This is a genomic window from Mycoplasma sp. CSL7475-4, from assembly GCF_024834065.1.
In the GTDB taxonomy this organism is placed as follows: domain Bacteria; phylum Bacillota_I; class Bacilli_A; order Mycoplasmatales; family Metamycoplasmataceae; genus Mycoplasmopsis.
This window is the reverse complement of the sequence record NZ_JANUYA010000002.1, coordinates 14,778-30,818: the sequence shown is the minus strand read 5'-3', so window position 1 is coordinate 30,818 and position 16,041 is coordinate 14,778. Positions and strand designations below refer to the sequence as shown.

The window sequence follows — 16,041 nt, the reverse complement described above, 5'->3', positions numbered from 1 at the left end:
TGCGATTTTTCTCTTTCTGACTATTGTTTTTATATTGTAATTAAGTGATTATATTATACACCAAAGCGTCCGAATTTGCGAAAACATTATGTCTTTCGCTGACGGTGTTTAATATGGCAATAAAGCCGTCAATACGACTGTTGCTGGTTAGTTTTTTAATTCAAAAAGTCCCAGTGCTTGAATTTGTTTTTTTAATTTGAATGTTTAAAATGTGGTTCATAAGCATCTCGTTATTATCTAAAAAATAAATTTTTTTATTTGATAGTTTAATTTCGAACTGATTAAAGGCCGGATTTAAATAAACGCCCTGTTTTACTTCTTGAATATCTAACTCACTGAAAACATTAGTGTTAATAAGGTGCTGCTTAATGGCAAAAATTTGCCACTTATCGTAGAGCACTTTCTCAATGTTGAATGACATTTTTCACTCTTTCAATTTTTCTACTATTTGCGAATAGTCAACCATCGAACCTTTCGAAATTGTCAAAATACCTTGCTGCACTCAATCACGGTAGCGGGCCTTGTCGCTTAACTCTTTGCGAACCATAGACTCCTCCGGAATAAAGCCGTGAACCTTAAACACATAAATGGGGTCGTTGTCTGGTTGTGGTATTTCCCAGCCGATAGCAATTGCTGTGGTATCGTTGGTGCTTGATAAGTCTAAGCCCACCAAAGCCGGCATAGTTGCCAAAGAGTGCGAAGTTAAATATTCACGCACCAAGGGCTCGCAGGCTTGTTGAGATTCTAAAATTTGCGAAATTGTAAAGTATGCCGAACCAGTGTTGCTCCATATTCCTAGCCTTTTGGCTTTAAACTCGGCCTCAGCTTGGGCCGTGGTAATTGTGGCGTATTCGCTAATTAAATCGTCCAAACTAACACTAACACCTAAGCCAGGGTTGGCTTTAATTCAAAGACTAGAATCACGTCAATTGTCGATGTCTTGTTCGTCTAACTCGGCACAAAATAAAAAAATTGCAAAGTTAGGGTGAATGGTGTCAGGGTCGTTTATTTGCTCGGTTAAAAAAGTTTTGTAATCTTTCTCACGATAAAAGCAGACGGAGTCAATGTTGTTCCCCTTGGTTGTATCGTAGACGATAAGCTGGTTCTTACGGGATAAATTTTTGGAACTTTTCGCACTTTCTTGCATGGTGTTATCTTTGTGCAGGTGGTATTCGGTCAAAATTACCAACGAAGGGTTTTTACCTTCTAAACCCGCCTTATCAAACGGCAGGGCTTTAATTAGTCCCATTTTGGTTGAGACGATCCTTATCGAGTTAAAACGCTCGAATTTGGGCTGTAATTTACGATTGCGTTTAATATAGCCCAGCGCAATGTTGTAGGGTATGTTGCTGCTTTCCTTATGTGGACCGCAAAAATAAACTTCGCTTTTACCGTCGCCCAAAAGTCCCCGAGTAGTTGCTAACGCTATCATCGCCCAAAACGATGACTTCCACTGCTTACGGGCTTCAACGTCGAAAACTTCCGTTGTGATAAGGCTAGTAGGGTCGTGGCGATAAACTCAGCCGAAAACAAAACCGGCCATAAATTTGCGAAAATCAGGAAAGATGAACTGCTTGCTAGTTTCAGGGATGATGATATGCGAGGCGAATGCCTCCAATTTTTCGAAAGTCGTAGTTGTGAAAATAAACGGAAAATCACTCTCAACTTGTGAGCGATATAAAAACAACAAATGGCGAGCAGCTGCAAAAATGACATACTGCGAAAAATTCGCCTGATTGTTTATGACTTTAAGAGCGTAAGACGTGGTAGGGTCGTCGAATTGATGCGTTTCAAAATACGCAAAAACCTTCGACCAGGTCGCATGGTTAAAAATCGTCATCAGCTTCGCTTTCGTTATCGTCGCCAATTAATAAACGACTTAGTCGCTCTTTGGATATTTCAATTTCTAAATTCGCCTTAATGTGGTGCCTGATGCTAATCATAATTAATTCGCTGTCATCACTTTTGGCACTCAGTTTGCCAGTATCGTCAACCACATAGAGCGAGTTGTCGCTTTCTAGGCTAATAATGTCAGAGTTGACTTTTTGAAAACGTTTATATAAAGTCGCTAAATTTTTAAGCGAAAGCGTCACCCATTTTTTTGTGTTGTCGTAAAAAATAATCTCCGAAGGGTCACTTGTATTTCTTAGGCGGTTAATGTCAGCACGTTCCATTGATTCCCGTTCGCCTTCCAGTTGACTTTTTTCTCTGCCTATTTGGTCGTTAATGTAGTCCAGTTCACTTTTTAGACTTTGCAATTTTTGGGGTTTTATAACTTTAAACCAAGTATCAATTGCTTTTTGCTTTTCTTTGAGTTTAGTAATTTGTTCGTCGATAGCATAAAACATAAAGCGACTGCTGAAATTGTCAAGGTCTAATTCAGGGTTGATGGTTTCGAATTCTTGCCTTAGTTGGTTTATTTCTTTTTTGTTTTTTATTTTCATATTCATATAAATTTTAACTCCATAAACGAATATGAATTAAGCACGTGTACGCAATATAGCACAAACAGAGCGAAAAGAGAAATAAAAAAATTTTTTAAGAAAATGGAAGTGAAGGCTATTTTTTCGAATTTTTTGAGGCTAACTCGTTTATTTTTTTATTTTTATATTTTTTATTTAGCACTCTCCCTATTAGACTGCTAATTTATATATATTTTTACTTATTTTTCTAATTCACTATAAAAAATATTTATAAAAAATAATAAAAGTATAGAAATATAGAGAAATAAAGGGCGTTTTTTGCGTTTTTAATTTTTGACCCATTCAAAAGTAGTGAAAATGACCCCAGAAAAAGTGAAAATGAACGCAGAAAAAGTGAAAGCTCGGGGGCTAAAAGTGAAAATGAACCCCGAAAAAGTGAAAGTGCCAGGGGTTGAAAATTTAGCAGTCTCCGTTATTTTTAGCACTCTCGCTTTTAGTCTGCTAAGTTTTTGACCCGTCTTGCTTTCACTTTTCCTGTCGAATTTTCACTTTTTAGGGGGGTTGCTTTCACTTTTCTTGGGGTCATTTTCACTTTTCCTTGCCTCATTTTCACTACTTTTTGACCTTCGGGAGCATTTTCGACCCCTTTTCACTTTAATTTTTGGCCTGAAAAATTTTTTTAAAATGTGGAAAAATGTGGAAAAAACGCGCGGAAAGGTTCGGGGGTGGGTTAATTCGTGACCTTATTTTTTTATCCATCCCCCCTACTTGCACGACTTCAAACCCACAATTATTAACCTAACTGACCACAACAACTTAAACCCTTAACCATTAAAAACGTCAGACATAACACACGCACACGCGCCTGTTTTATATATAGTTAAATAAAAATTTTTGCCGTGGTTTGCATTCGTTATTATTTTTATAATTTTTGTTATCTTTGTTATTTTCGGAGTTATAATCGTAGTAGGAAAGGAGGCGAGAAATGACTAAAAAGTTAATTATCAACCTAAACTTCGCACCTGATATTGAAGGTGCCCTGAATGACTTAAAAGCCCAAGGGATCGCTTCTAGTTTTGTGGCACGTGAAGCACTAAAAGAATATATTCGCAAGCATCATCCCGAAATAGCAACCAAAAACAACTTATAACTATAAATAACTTTATTAAGGAGATTATCATGTTAATAGCAGACTTTTTGCAATTTTGTGAGCGTAAAAATTTATCTAAAAACAGCATTAAAACTTACAAGCGTATTCTTGAATCATTAAACGTTATGGAAAGCACACACGAGCAAATAAAGGCAAAACTTATATCACTAAACCCTGCAACCGTACAATCTTATTACAGTACTTATTGTGAGTTTTTAAAATTTAACAAAGACTACGACAAAGTGGAGGATCTTAAATTAGTGAAATTTCCACCCGCGCCTTATAAATTTTTTCCGGTTCTCGACTTTGACACAATTTATGAATTAACCACCCCAAAAACTAGCAATAGCGAAAAAATTAATTTATTGTCGATGGTCGTGCGTTTTCTCTTTGAGACTGGACTACGCATTAGCGAGTTGTATAAAATGGAGACAAAGTCAGGGCGTCTTTTTGTGTTAGGGAAGGGTTCTAAAATTCGCCAGGTGTTTTATCGTGCCGAGACTTGGAATTATTTACGCCCTTATTTCTTGCGTAATGAATTGCCCACTTATAATCAAATCCTTCGTTATATGCATAAATTGCTTGGCTCTGAATATACGCCCCACAGTTTGCGACGTTCGTTTGCTACGCACATGCTCCAAAATGGTGCCGAGGTTAAAATGGTGCAGCGTCAAATGGGTCACAGCTCTCTCGATACCACTTATCGCTATTATCAGTTAAGCGAAAAACACGCCCGCAATATCTATGACACGTTTATGTCTAAGCGTGGTATGTAAAGGCCTCCATGTGGCTTTTTTTATATTATTAGAGCAAGAAAAAACGCACCTGTCATTTGGTGCGTGTAGATGATTATTACAATATAAAAGGAGAATCCCAAATTTATTTGTGCTTTGGCTTAGTGTTTTTTATTTGTTTAATAATTTAATCAGAAAGGATCAATTCTATTCCCGGAGATTTCTTTGTTTTCGGTCTTTATTGATAGTTGAACGTCATAGCATTATGCATATTGGTATATACCAATTTACACCTTATAATAATATTTATATAGATAAAAGAGTAGTAGTTTTTATTCGATTTATTGGGGCGATTTTTTTCTCGCCCATTTATATTATCAGTTAAAAAAAATAAAAACATAGGGAAACTAAAAAAAACTAATTGCGACATTTTGTAATGTATAGAACAATAAAAAAATTTTTTTAAAAATTTAGTACCTTATGTTTTTTATGGAGTTATAATATTGTCAAGAAGTCGGGAAAATATCCCACCTGAAACCATAGCGTTAAGCGTTAATAAATATCAAATTATTCAATAAATTTATAGAAAAAAAGCACATTATGTGCTAATTAATATTATTAACCTTTGAAAATTGTGAATATTTATTCACTTTTTTTCTTTCTTCTTCGTTTATTTTGACAACGATGGTAAATTCGCCTTTTTGACTTGTTTTATTTAATTCTGCACGCACTGTTTCAACATTGCCTTGATATGTGCTCTCGTGTAATTTAGTTAATTCTCTAGCAACAAATAAATATGCCTTATCTTTTCATATTAATTCAATATCATCTAAAAATGCCACTAGTTTATGTGGTGAAACATAAAAAATATGTGCCGTGTTAAGGCTAAGTTCTTTAATTTGTTGTTGTCTTTGCCCCTTCTTTTCTTTTGGAAAAGCGTGGAAGGTAAAAGTATTTGATAACGAGCTCAACACAAAAGCGCTCACAGCTGCATTTACTCCGGGTATTAATTCAATATCGATATTTTTTTCTTTTGCTAAATTAATTAATTCAAAACCAGGGTCACTAACCATCGGCATTCCAGCATCAGATACCAGCGCAAGAGTTTTGTTTTCATTTAAAACAATGTCAATGATATATTGTGCTGATTTTTGTTCATTGATCTTGCTATAGGTGATTAGTTTTTTATCGAAAATATTGTAAAAATTTAATAGTTTTGAACTAACTCGCGTATCTTCGCAAGCGATAATATCTACTGATTTTAATATTCTTAAGGCACGTAGAGTGATATCTTCTAAATTTCCTATAGGAGTTCCAACAATATAAATTTTACTCATAACACTCCTGTAATTTAACTAGCAGGGCTGCCGCTTGTAAAAATATATTTACATTTGCCGCAATTGAAGCGAAAAAATGTTCAATATTTATGAAAGCCTTTTTGAAGTTAAAATTAACTCCGTTCATTTTTTTAACAAGTTGTTGAAACGGTTTAGGCATTAATTTAGTTTGTTGTCAACTCAATGAGAAAATAAATTTTAAACAACGCAAATGAAACATTAAATCTTCATGTGTATCCTTTTTGTTCATTTTGGTTAAGTGGATAGGCAATAATGTTGGAGTTTTAAATGATGAAATAAAAACATTGATTAGATTTTCGATTTTTTTAAAATCGTAAAAACTTCGATTGTTTAATATTTCATTTTCATCGGTTACAATTTGAGAAAAAAATCATGATTGAGTCTTATCGTAACCTAAATTACTGATAGATTTTTCGATTTCAAAATTATTTTGTCGATTGATATTGATGATAAATGAACGAGATTTTATAGTTGAGAGTAGTTTTTGTGGCATTGTTGTTGTCAAAATAAAAATAACATTTTTGCTGGGTTCTTCAATAGTTTTCAGTAATGAATTAAGAGCGACATTGCTCGCTAATTCAATATTTTTAAAGACAATTATTTTTTTAAAATCGGGTTGTAATTCAGTGAAATTGCTTTGTTCAAAAATATTGGTTATTTCATCTTTTTTTAATCCCTCGCCGTTATTTTTAGAAGCATCAGCAACAATAATGTTGCTATATTGAATGTTTTCAAGTGAATCAATGTTTTGGTTGTTGATTGCATTTATCATGTAAATGATATTATCATCAATATCCATTCCCATTTGGCTTTTCAATAAATAGCAATGGTTGATTTTATTATTTAAAACCGAAGAATCGATAATTCGTTTCAGGTTAGGAGCGATCATTCATAACCTCTATAATATATTTTTTAAATCTCTTATCATTGTTTAATTTGGTTATTAATTCATTAAAGACTATATCAACAGGTTGGTCGGCATTAAGGATAATGAAACGAGAAGGGTCACTATCAATTAAAGCACGATAACCGTTATAAACATTATTGTGAAAAGCGTCGTTTTCATCATCTAACCTATCTTGCTGATTGACTAATCTTAAATTATTCATACGTTCTTTACTTTGTGAAGGTGTTATATCAAGAAAAAATGTTATATCAGGAATTGTATTTTCAATGACTAAATTTGTTAGTGTCTTGGTGTATTCTATTCCCAACTCACGAGCATATCCTTGATAGGCAAAAAAACTATCAACATAACGATCGCAAATAACAATTTTATTTTCTTTTAAAGCAGGTCAAATAACTCTTTCCAAATGGATTCTACGACTGGTGGTATATAAAAGAGCTTCCGAAACAGAACTTAATTTTGAATTTTTATCAAGTATTATTTCTCTTATCTTTTCGGCTTCGACAATGTCTTTTCCGCCCGGTTCTCTTGTTGTAATAAATTTTAATTGCGGGTAATTTTTGTTTAAATACTCTGCTAATTTATTGATTAGTGTAGTTTTTCCACTGGCATCTGGGCCTTCAAAAGTTATGAACATAAAAACTCCTTAATTTCTATTTTTAATTGCTTGTTTGATAGTAAATGTGTCAAGGTACTCTAAATTAGAACCCATTGGCATTCCTATTGCTGCTCGTGAAACCTTAATTTGTTTGTTAGCTAGCAATTTCAATAAATGCGTTGTAGTAATTTCGCCTTCTAGTGAAGGTGAAATAACAATAATTACCTCGTCAAAATTGTGTTTCTCGATGTAGTCGAATAATTGAGTATATGAATACTCATTTTCTTTTTTTGTTTGCCCTTTCGCACTCATTAAGTAAGGCAAAACAAAATAGTAACCTAAAAAAATACCCATATCATCTATTTTGTTCAGTGTTGTTACACTCTCGACAATCATTAAAGTTTTATTTTTAATTGGCTCATCGCAATTTAAACATTTACCATCTTCACGAATAAAATTGCAATCGCTACAAAATTCAATTTTTGTTTTGATATCTAAAATATTTTGAGCTAATTCTTGTGCGAACTCAAAATTCTGGTTTAAAACAAAATAAGTAAATTTTTCTGCTTGTTTTTTAGATATTCCAGGTATTTTTTTTAATATTTCATTTGCCTTTTCTATGGTTTTGATTTTCATTAAAAACCAAAACCACCTGGCATTTGTGGCATTAATTTTTCTTGTTCTTCATCAATTTTTGCAAATAATTGATTAATCACAAGTTTCATTAAATCTTCTAATGTTTGTGGGTCTTCGGGATCGACTAAGTCCTCGTCGTTGATTTTTATCGAAACTATTCTTTTGTTTCCGGTGGCAACTACTTCTAAACCATATTTTTCTTCTTTAAATTCAGTTGAATGAAACTCTTCAGTTTTATTTTCAATCTCTTTTTGCATTTTTTGCAATCTTCTTAACATATTTTGGTCCATTATTTACTCCTTATTAATTTTTTAATTCCTCAAATAACATTCTTGTTGGGGTTAAATTTTTGTCAAACTCAACAGCGCCCAGCTCGATTGGTTTAGGTCTTTGATTTGAGTTGAATAATTCTGTTATTTTTTTACCAGCTCTTTTTAGTTTTGCTAAATCGCTTACTAAGAAAATGTGTTTGTGTGAGTCAAAATATTGCTCCATAAAATTTTGAAACAATGATTTTTTTGCCACATCTTCAAGATATTTTAAAGCACCTTTGTCCTCTTTTAAACCAAAAAGCATAAAGTTTTTTCCGGCTGAATATAATCTTGTCTCTTTTAAAGCTTCAGCAAAATTTCTTTGATATTCATCAAGATGAATGTGTGAAAGAATGTTGATTTGATTTTTATATTTATCAAGTGCATCTCTATCTGAAATATTCAATAAATTAATCAAAAATTCTTCATCAAGATTATCCATATAATCTTTTTTATTTCTATATTCTATTTTGAAATTAGGAATGATTTTAATTGCCGCAGTATCGCTTATACTATCACTATCAATTGAGTATTCAGCTGTCGAAATTAAACCATCATCATCAATGAATTGTTCGCTTTGCGACAAAATGTCGTTATTGATTTCCTGTGTATTTTCCATTTGGTCGTTTGCTTCAATTAACATCTCTTGTGTTTGTTCTAAAGCAATTTTCACTGTGTCTTGTAATTTATCTTTTTGCATTGTTTTTTCCTTTTGAACTTTATTTTCTTGAAGAATATTTTCAGTGTCATTTTGAATATTTTTTTCAATAAAATTATTGGAATTTTGCATTGAATTCGCAATTTTGATTAATGTGAACTCAATCAATTGAAATTGAGTTTCTGAATAAGTTAAATCCTTCATTAATTTGTAAATTGCATCACTAGCGTATACGGCATAGTTAATATCAATAATGAAGTTTTCTAAATCTTTTTCATTCAATAACTCTAGCAACTTAGGATCATAAGTTTTATTGAATATTAAGAAATCTTTAAGTGCACCCGAGAGTCCAATTACGAATTGATTCGGGTCCAATCCTCCATTTTTTAACTCTTCAAATAATTCTAGTGCGTCTTTTATTTTACCTAAAAACAAGTTATTTAAAATAGAAACTAAATTGCTATTTGATGATATACCAAATGCATAAGTAATATCTTCTAATGAGATATTGCCATTTCCGTAAGCTAATGCTTGGTCGGCTATCGAAAGTGCATCTCTCATACCGCCCGCAGCTAGTCTAGCAATATAATTTAACGCCTCTTCCTCAAATGTTATTTTTTCATCTATTAGCACTTTGCGAAGTTGTTCAACAATAACGCCTAGAGTGATTTTTCTAAAGTTATATCTTTGCACTCTTGATAATATAGTCAAAGGTATTTTCTGAGGGTCTGTTGTTGCTAGGATGAAAATAGCATGCAGCGGTGGCTCTTCTAATGTCTTTAACAATGCGTTAAAAGCACCCTTAGACAGCATATGAACCTCATCGATGATATAAACCTTATATTTACTATTGGCCGGCTGATTTTGTATTTTATCACGCAAATCTCTGATTTCTTTAACTCCATTATTAGAAGCAGCATCCATTTCGATAATATCAAAATTAGTATCTGTGTTATTTAAACAATAATCACAAATTTTTGTTAAATCAGCCTCGTGCGAACAATTTAGTGTGGAGGCAAATATTTTTGCAACCGATGTTTTACCTACTCCCCTAGGTCCAGCAAATAAATAGGCATGAGAAATTTTTTGATTTAAAATAATGTTTTTTAATGTTTGAACAATGTGGTCTTGTCCCTTAACCTCATCAAATGTTCTTGGACGGTATTTTCTATATAACGCTTTATAAATCATTGTCACCTCCAAATCTATATATTTAATTATAATGAATATGGACTTTTTAATCTTAAATATCATTAAATATTTGTTTAAAAGATTAAAAATATAGGAGATGTCCACATATCTTTGATATTGACAAATAGTTATTTTATTACTAAATCTAAAAACAACAAATAATCAAAATCAATAAAAGTTGTAATATATAAATATAATAATAAAAATTAAACGGAAAGAGGAATAATGAAAAAAACAGTACTAATCGTAATTGATGGTCTAGGCCTTGGCAAGAAATATCCTGGTAATGCCTTTGATTTAGCCAAAACACCAGTTCTAGATAAATTTTTAAGTGAGTATCCACACTCTGTCATTCAGGCATCCGGCCAATATGTTGGTTTGCCAGCAGGACAAATGGGTAATTCAGAAGTTGGTCACTTAAATATAGGAGCAGGGCGTGTTGTTTACACAGGTTTAAGTCTAATTAATCACGCTATTAAAACTGGTGATTTTGATAAAAATTCAGTGATTTTAAAGACAATTAACGACGTAAAAAGCAAAAACAAGACTCTTCACTTGGTTGGATTACTAAGTGATGGTGGGGTTCATGCACATGAAGACCACTTATTCGCATTGATTGAATTAGCACACAAAAATGGAGTAAAAAATGTTTCTATTCACGCAATAGGTGATGGACGTGATGTTGCGCCTAAGTCAATTTTAAATTCTATTGACAAACTAGAAAAATTAACAAACAAATACTCATACAAAATATCATCAATCGGTGGTCGTTATTATGGTATGGATCGTGACAAAATGTTTGATAGAGTACAAAAACATTTTGATGCTATTACTGGTAAAAGCGAACATAAATTCAGTGATGTTAAAGAGTACGTTAATGATATGTATGCTCAAAATATAACAGATGAATTTATCTTACCGGCGATAAATGAGAATGGTACATTTGTTAAAGAGGATGATTCGGTAATATTTTTCAATTTTAGACCTGATCGTGCTAGACAGTTATCACACTGTTTTATTGGTTCAAAATTATTTGATTATTCAGTAAATAACTCAATAAAAATTGATAATTTTGTGTCAATGATGAAGTATGAAGGGATTGACTCGCAAGTTGCTATTGAAGAAATGCAAGTAGTAAATCCTATTGGGGCAGTAATTGCTAATGCGGGCTTAAAACAATTAAGATTAGCTGAAACCCAAAAATACTCACATGTTACTTACTTTATGGACGGTGGAGTTGATGTTGTTTATCAAAATTCAGATAGAATCATGGTTGATTCATTGAAAGTAAAAACATATGATTTAGCTCCAAAAATGAGTGCTAAAGAAATAACAGATAAATTAATCGAACACGGTGCGGAAAATGATTTAGTAATAATGAATTACGCCAATCCTGATATGGTAGGACATACAGGTGTTCTTGATGCCACTATCCAAGCAATTGAGTGATTAGATTTACAATTAGGCAGAGTGTTAGAATGAGCTATTAAAAACAATATTACACTATTCATTACAGCAGATCACGGTAATAGTGAAGTAATGATTGATGCAAAAGGTGGACCAGCAACTAAACACACTGATAATCCTGTAATGCTTGTAACTACTGACAAAACTTTAACATTAAAAGATGGAATATTGGGTAATATAGCCCCAACTATTTTGAAATACATGGGAATTGAAAAACCAATCGAAATGACCGAAGAGGCACTTTATTAATGGGTAAAATTTTTAAAAGAGTGGCTTTTAGTGAAATCAAAAATACATTTTATGATTTCGCTAAAGAAGAAATAAATATCGAAACAAAACAATCGATTTTAGAATACACAAAAGAGGGCATGCTCTTTGTTCAAACAACAACTTCTCCTTTATTTAACTTCGATAATAATATTTCTCAAAAATTAATCTCATTGGCTAGCGAAACAAATTCCAGATATATTATTGCTAACAATGGTGCCGAAATATTTGATGCTAAAGACAAAAAATACTTAAAATTCACAACAATAGATAAAAGTATTATTGAAAAAATATTGATGTTGGTTGCGAAAAACGATTGTGCTATTGACTTTAATTTTCTAGTTGATTTTGATTTAACAGACTCGAACGAAATCGTGTTTAATAATACAAACTTGAATAGAAATAATAGCGAAGTATTATCAATTTCAATTAGTGCAAAACCGGATGTACTTTCTCAAATACACAATAAATTATTGAAAAATAACCTAAAAATTGAAATGGTTTTCAATAATGATAGTATTGACATTACCGCCAAAAATGTTTCATTGCAGAACTCAATTGATTATTTGATCAATAAAGTATTGAATGCTGATATTAATGATTCGATGGCTATTGCTTACAGTGAAAAAGATTTAGCAACATTCAACAAAATTGGTTTTCTATACGCAGTTGATGATGCTCCAAAATCCGTTAAAGATAGTGTAAAACTTTTTACATCAGCTACTAATCAAAATGGTGTTGGCGAGGCATTTATGGACTATTTCTATCGTACAAGAATGAAATTTGAAATTGCGGAAAAAATTCGAATTCAAAAGTTAAAAAAAGCAAAAGAAGAAGCTAAAATCAATCGTCAAAAAGAAAATAGAGCAAAAATAAGCAATGATTAACAAAATAGTGTCAGTTTTTCTGACACTATTTTGAATTAAAGTGGCTAAAAATTTGCATAAGTCGTGCACAATATTTTAAATCCCTATCAATATTAATATTTAAATGAGATAAATTGTTGTAAAATAGAAAAATATGAAATGAGAATTTAAATCAACCGAAATGCGAATAGCTGAAAAAACGCTAAAAAAAATTAATCAATACGAACCATTAATTGCTAATTTATCTGATGATGAATTAAAAAATAAAACATTGCAATTTAAATCACGCTTAGCAAACGGAGAATCGTTAGATTCTATGCGTGCTGAGGTGTTTGCTGTTTCCAGAGAAGCAACTAAAAGAGTTTTAGGTAAAAGACCATACGATGTTCAAATGATAGGCGGTTTATTGCTAGATTTATCGTCTGTAGCTGAAATGAAAACTGGTGAAGGTAAAACAATTACTTCTATTGCTCCAGTTTATTTGAATGCTCTTTTAGGTAAAGGGGCAATTGTTTCGACAGTTAACGAATATCTATCGGAACGTGACGCCTTGGAAATGGGTGAAGTTTTCAATTGATTGGGTATGAGTGTTGGTATTAACAAAGCACAATTAGACTCTGAATCAAAAAGACAAGCTTATGCAGCTGATATTACTTACTCTGTTCACTCAGAATTAGGTTTTGACTATCTAAGAGACAACATGGCTGACAGTATGAGTGAAAAAGTTCAACGTGGACTACATTTTTGCTTAATTGACGAAGCTGACTCTATTTTAATTGACGAAGCCAAAACACCTTTAATTATCTCCGGAGGAGAAGGGGAAGACACAAGAGAATATTATTTAGCCGATCGTTTTGTGCGTTCATTAACCGAAGATGATTATGAAATTGATGAAGAATCTAAAGCAATTTCATTAACTTTTAGTGGTATTCAAAGAGCTAACGCTTATTTTGGTTACAAAAATCTATATGATATTGAAAATTCTGAAATGATTCACCGGATTCAAAACTCATTAAGAGCACACAAAGTTATGCGCGAAAATGTTGAGTATATTGTTCGTGATGGCAAAATTGAACTTGTAGATGCTTTTACAGGGCGTGTAATGGAAGGAAGAGCTTACTCAGAAGGTTTACAACAAGCAATTCAAGCAGCCGCAGGTGTTGAGATTGAAAGTGAAACTAAAACATTAGCTACAATCACATACCAAAACTTCTTCCGTATGTTCACTAAACTTTGTGGGATGACCGGTACTGCGAAAACTGAAGAACAGGAATTTATAGACATTTATAACATGCGTGTCAATGTTGTTCCTACCAATAGACCAGTAATTAGGGAAGATTTGCCGGATTCGATTTTTGCCACAGCTTTAGGTAAATGAACAGCCGTTACTGAAAAAATTAAAGAATTATACGCAAAAGGCCAACCAGTATTAGTTGGTACTGCTCAAATTGAAGACTCAGAAATACTGCACCACTTTTTATCTCAAGCCATGATTCCGCACACTGTTTTGAATGCTAAACAAAACGCTTCAGAAGCTGAAATTATTGCTAATGCAGGTCAAGTTAAATCAATAACTATTGCTACAAACATGGCGGGACGTGGTACTGACATTAAACTTTCGCAAGAGGCTAAAGATTTGGGAGGTTTATACGTAATTGGTACCGACAGAGCTGAAAGTCGTAGAATTGACAACCAACTTAGAGGACGTAGTGGTCGTCAAGGTGACCCTGGAGTTTCTAAATTTTATGTTTCTTTAGACGATCAATTAATGCGTAGATTCGCCAACTATGAAGAATTTAAAGAACAATACGCCGATAAAGGCGATAGTGAAATTACAACTAAATCGTTAATAAAAGGCTTTATTGCTGCTCAGAAGAAAATTGAAGGTTTCAACTACGATTCACGTAAAAGTGTTCTACATTACGATGATGTTATTCGTCAACAACGTGATTTATTTTATGCGCAACGTGATTTAATTTTAATCAATCAAGATATTGAATACATTATTGAAAGAATGATGAAAAACGCTATCAACACAATTGCAACTAATCCAGAATTTTTAACTAAAACAGGTACGTTTATTTATGAAAAATTAGAAAATTATTTAAACACTGAGTTTTTAGGTCGTGGTGTTAGAAATAAATTTATTTTAGAAGAACTTCAAAAAATTCACGAGAGTGATATGAAAGAATATTTGACTGAAAATATATTGAAAATGTATAAAAAATGACGTCAAAATGTAATCAATCTAACTAGTGATGATTATCTATTCTACAAAGAAAAAAATATTGTTTTAGAAGTAGTTGATCGCTATTGACAAAACCACATTAATACAATGGATAAATTGCGCTCGAATGTTAATTTAGTGCAATATTCACAAAAAAACCCATACCAAGTATATACTGAAGAAGGTAGCAAACACTTTACCCAGATGTTAAATAGAATTGCGACTGATGTAACTAGAAAAATATTTGCTGACCGTGAAGGTGCAGATCTTCTTGTACCACTAGAAGTTTTACGGGACCCATTGTATTCTCAAATTAAAAGCACTCTAGATTTTGCACCCGAAATGAGTGAAGAGGAAATCGTAAACACAGTTTTACAATATTACTACGATATAAAACAAAGCACTCAAATTACTCCGCCAGAGCAAAATAATCCAACCCCAGCCAATATGGATGATTTATTTACTCAGGCAGCGAAAAAAATTGTTGACCTAGATCAAGATTAAAACGATATAAGGTTTTAAGTTTAGCGACGCATAATACTGAATTTATAATTCTAAAAATAAAAATTAACATTCTCGAAATGTTAATTTTTCATTCATATTTTGGAGACACAAAACAAATCAAATAATAGGAATGACCATAGTTTTTGCAAAGCAACATACATGATGAATATTGAAGAGAAACTTCAAAAAGCAAACATTTAAAATGGTTTTATACAATAAATTCTGCAAACATGCATCTGCCAAATTTGAAAAATTAGAAACCAATACCAATGAAGCAAAAACAAAAAAATAATAATTTCATCGAACATAATTAAATTAGAGAAACCGCCGACACTGATAAGAATTTATTATTCATGTAGAAGACATTACAGTTATGAATTTAACAATTTTTGATTTAACCTCAAATGACAATTATTGATATGTTTCTATCAATTCGCATAAATCAAAATAAATATTTAGATTTTAACTAATATTGATACATAGATAATGAATAAACACTTACACAACGAAATGTGTATGACTTTTTATTAAGATATTTATTGCTAGGGTTAAAACAGTGTTAATAATAACTATGATAGTATTATTTTGTCTTAATTTAATATCTGAATATTTCCTTTGTTTTGTTCAAAAAATAATGTAACATATAAATGTGTGATATAAGTGGAACAACCGACTTGCGAGCATTGCCACACATTAATAAAATAAGGTTGCTTTAGATAACTAAGGGCGGGGGCTGTTGTTGGC

General features: G+C 32.2%; 14 protein-coding genes. 6 read left to right on the top strand and 8 right to left on the bottom strand.

The genetic code is table 4. The features are described 5' to 3' along the window. Positions 1 to 40 precede the first annotated feature (40 nt). Positions 41 to 1,840 (bottom strand): terminase TerL endonuclease subunit, encoded by a 1,800-nt coding sequence (locus tag NXS15_RS01160; protein WP_259290048.1) that lies wholly within the window; start codon positions 1,838 to 1,840, stop codon positions 41 to 43. After that, positions 1,827 to 2,450 (bottom strand): hypothetical protein, encoded by a 624-nt coding sequence (locus NXS15_RS01155; protein ID WP_259290047.1) that lies wholly within the window; start codon positions 2,448 to 2,450, stop codon positions 1,827 to 1,829. The genes NXS15_RS01160 and NXS15_RS01155 overlap by 14 nt, the downstream gene beginning before the upstream one ends. A 330-nt stretch (positions 2,451 to 2,780) precedes the next feature. On the opposite strand from NXS15_RS01155, the gene NXS15_RS01150 reads away from it, so the two are divergent. From NXS15_RS01150 to NXS15_RS01140, 3 genes are all read left to right on the top strand, one after another. Beyond that, the gene (locus NXS15_RS01150; RefSeq protein ID WP_259290046.1) at positions 2,781 to 3,251 is read left to right on the top strand and encodes a hypothetical protein; all 471 of its coding nucleotides are present in this window, start codon (positions 2,781 to 2,783) and stop codon (positions 3,249 to 3,251) included. A 157-nt stretch (positions 3,252 to 3,408) separates the two neighbouring features. After that, the gene (locus NXS15_RS01145) at positions 3,409 to 3,573 is read left to right on the top strand and encodes a hypothetical protein (protein WP_259290045.1); all 165 of its coding nucleotides are present in this window, start codon (positions 3,409 to 3,411) and stop codon (positions 3,571 to 3,573) included. 29 nt (positions 3,574 to 3,602) lie between these two features. Beyond that, positions 3,603 to 4,349 (top strand): tyrosine-type recombinase/integrase, encoded by a 747-nt coding sequence (locus NXS15_RS01140; RefSeq protein WP_259290044.1) that lies wholly within the window; start codon positions 3,603 to 3,605, stop codon positions 4,347 to 4,349. Positions 4,350 to 4,912: 563 nt separating this feature from the next. Here the strand turns inward: NXS15_RS01140 and rsmI are convergent. The 6 genes from rsmI to dnaX are packed head-to-tail and all read right to left on the bottom strand — an operon-like array spanning position 4,913 to position 9,966. Then, on the bottom strand, positions 4,913 to 5,644 hold the full coding sequence (gene rsmI / locus NXS15_RS01135; protein WP_259290043.1) for a 16S rRNA (cytidine(1402)-2'-O)-methyltransferase: 732 nt from the start codon (positions 5,642 to 5,644) through the stop codon (positions 4,913 to 4,915). Further along, the gene (locus NXS15_RS01130; RefSeq protein WP_259290042.1) at positions 5,637 to 6,554 is read right to left on the bottom strand and encodes a DNA polymerase III subunit delta'; all 918 of its coding nucleotides are present in this window, start codon (positions 6,552 to 6,554) and stop codon (positions 5,637 to 5,639) included. The genes rsmI and NXS15_RS01130 overlap by 8 nt, the downstream gene beginning before the upstream one ends. Beyond that, the gene (tmk, locus tag NXS15_RS01125) at positions 6,541 to 7,209 is read right to left on the bottom strand and encodes a dTMP kinase (RefSeq protein WP_259290041.1); all 669 of its coding nucleotides are present in this window, start codon (positions 7,207 to 7,209) and stop codon (positions 6,541 to 6,543) included. Before tmk ends, NXS15_RS01130 begins: the two co-directional genes overlap by 14 nt. 9 nt (positions 7,210 to 7,218) lie before the next feature. Next, positions 7,219 to 7,806 carry a toprim domain-containing protein gene (locus tag NXS15_RS01120; RefSeq protein ID WP_259290040.1) on the bottom strand — a complete coding sequence of 196 codons (588 nt, stop codon included), beginning with the start codon at positions 7,804 to 7,806 and terminating at the stop codon, positions 7,219 to 7,221. Beyond that, on the bottom strand, positions 7,806 to 8,096 hold the full coding sequence (locus NXS15_RS01115; protein ID WP_259290039.1) for a YbaB/EbfC family nucleoid-associated protein: 291 nt from the start codon (positions 8,094 to 8,096) through the stop codon (positions 7,806 to 7,808). Before NXS15_RS01115 ends, NXS15_RS01120 begins: the two co-directional genes overlap by 1 nt. 13 nt (positions 8,097 to 8,109) lie before the next feature. Then, the gene (gene dnaX / locus NXS15_RS01110; RefSeq protein ID WP_259290038.1) at positions 8,110 to 9,966 is read right to left on the bottom strand and encodes a DNA polymerase III subunit gamma/tau; all 1,857 of its coding nucleotides are present in this window, start codon (positions 9,964 to 9,966) and stop codon (positions 8,110 to 8,112) included. A gap of 225 nt (positions 9,967 to 10,191) precedes the next feature. On the opposite strand from dnaX, the gene gpmI reads away from it, so the two are divergent. The 3 genes from gpmI (at position 10,192) to secA (ending at position 15,297) form a co-directional block, all read left to right on the top strand. Next, complete coding sequence (gene gpmI, locus NXS15_RS01105; RefSeq protein ID WP_259290037.1) at positions 10,192 to 11,682, top strand: 2,3-bisphosphoglycerate-independent phosphoglycerate mutase; 1,491 nt, start codon at positions 10,192 to 10,194, stop codon at positions 11,680 to 11,682. After that, a complete protein-coding gene (locus NXS15_RS01100; RefSeq protein WP_259290036.1) occupies positions 11,682 to 12,587 on the top strand; it encodes an HAD family hydrolase in 906 nt (301 codons plus the stop codon). Before gpmI ends, NXS15_RS01100 begins: the two co-directional genes overlap by 1 nt. A gap of 133 nt (positions 12,588 to 12,720) precedes the next feature. Further along, positions 12,721 to 15,297 carry a preprotein translocase subunit SecA gene (gene secA / locus NXS15_RS01095; protein ID WP_259290035.1) on the top strand — a complete coding sequence of 859 codons (2,577 nt, stop codon included), beginning with the start codon at positions 12,721 to 12,723 and terminating at the stop codon, positions 15,295 to 15,297. Positions 15,298 to 16,041 lie beyond the last annotated feature (744 nt).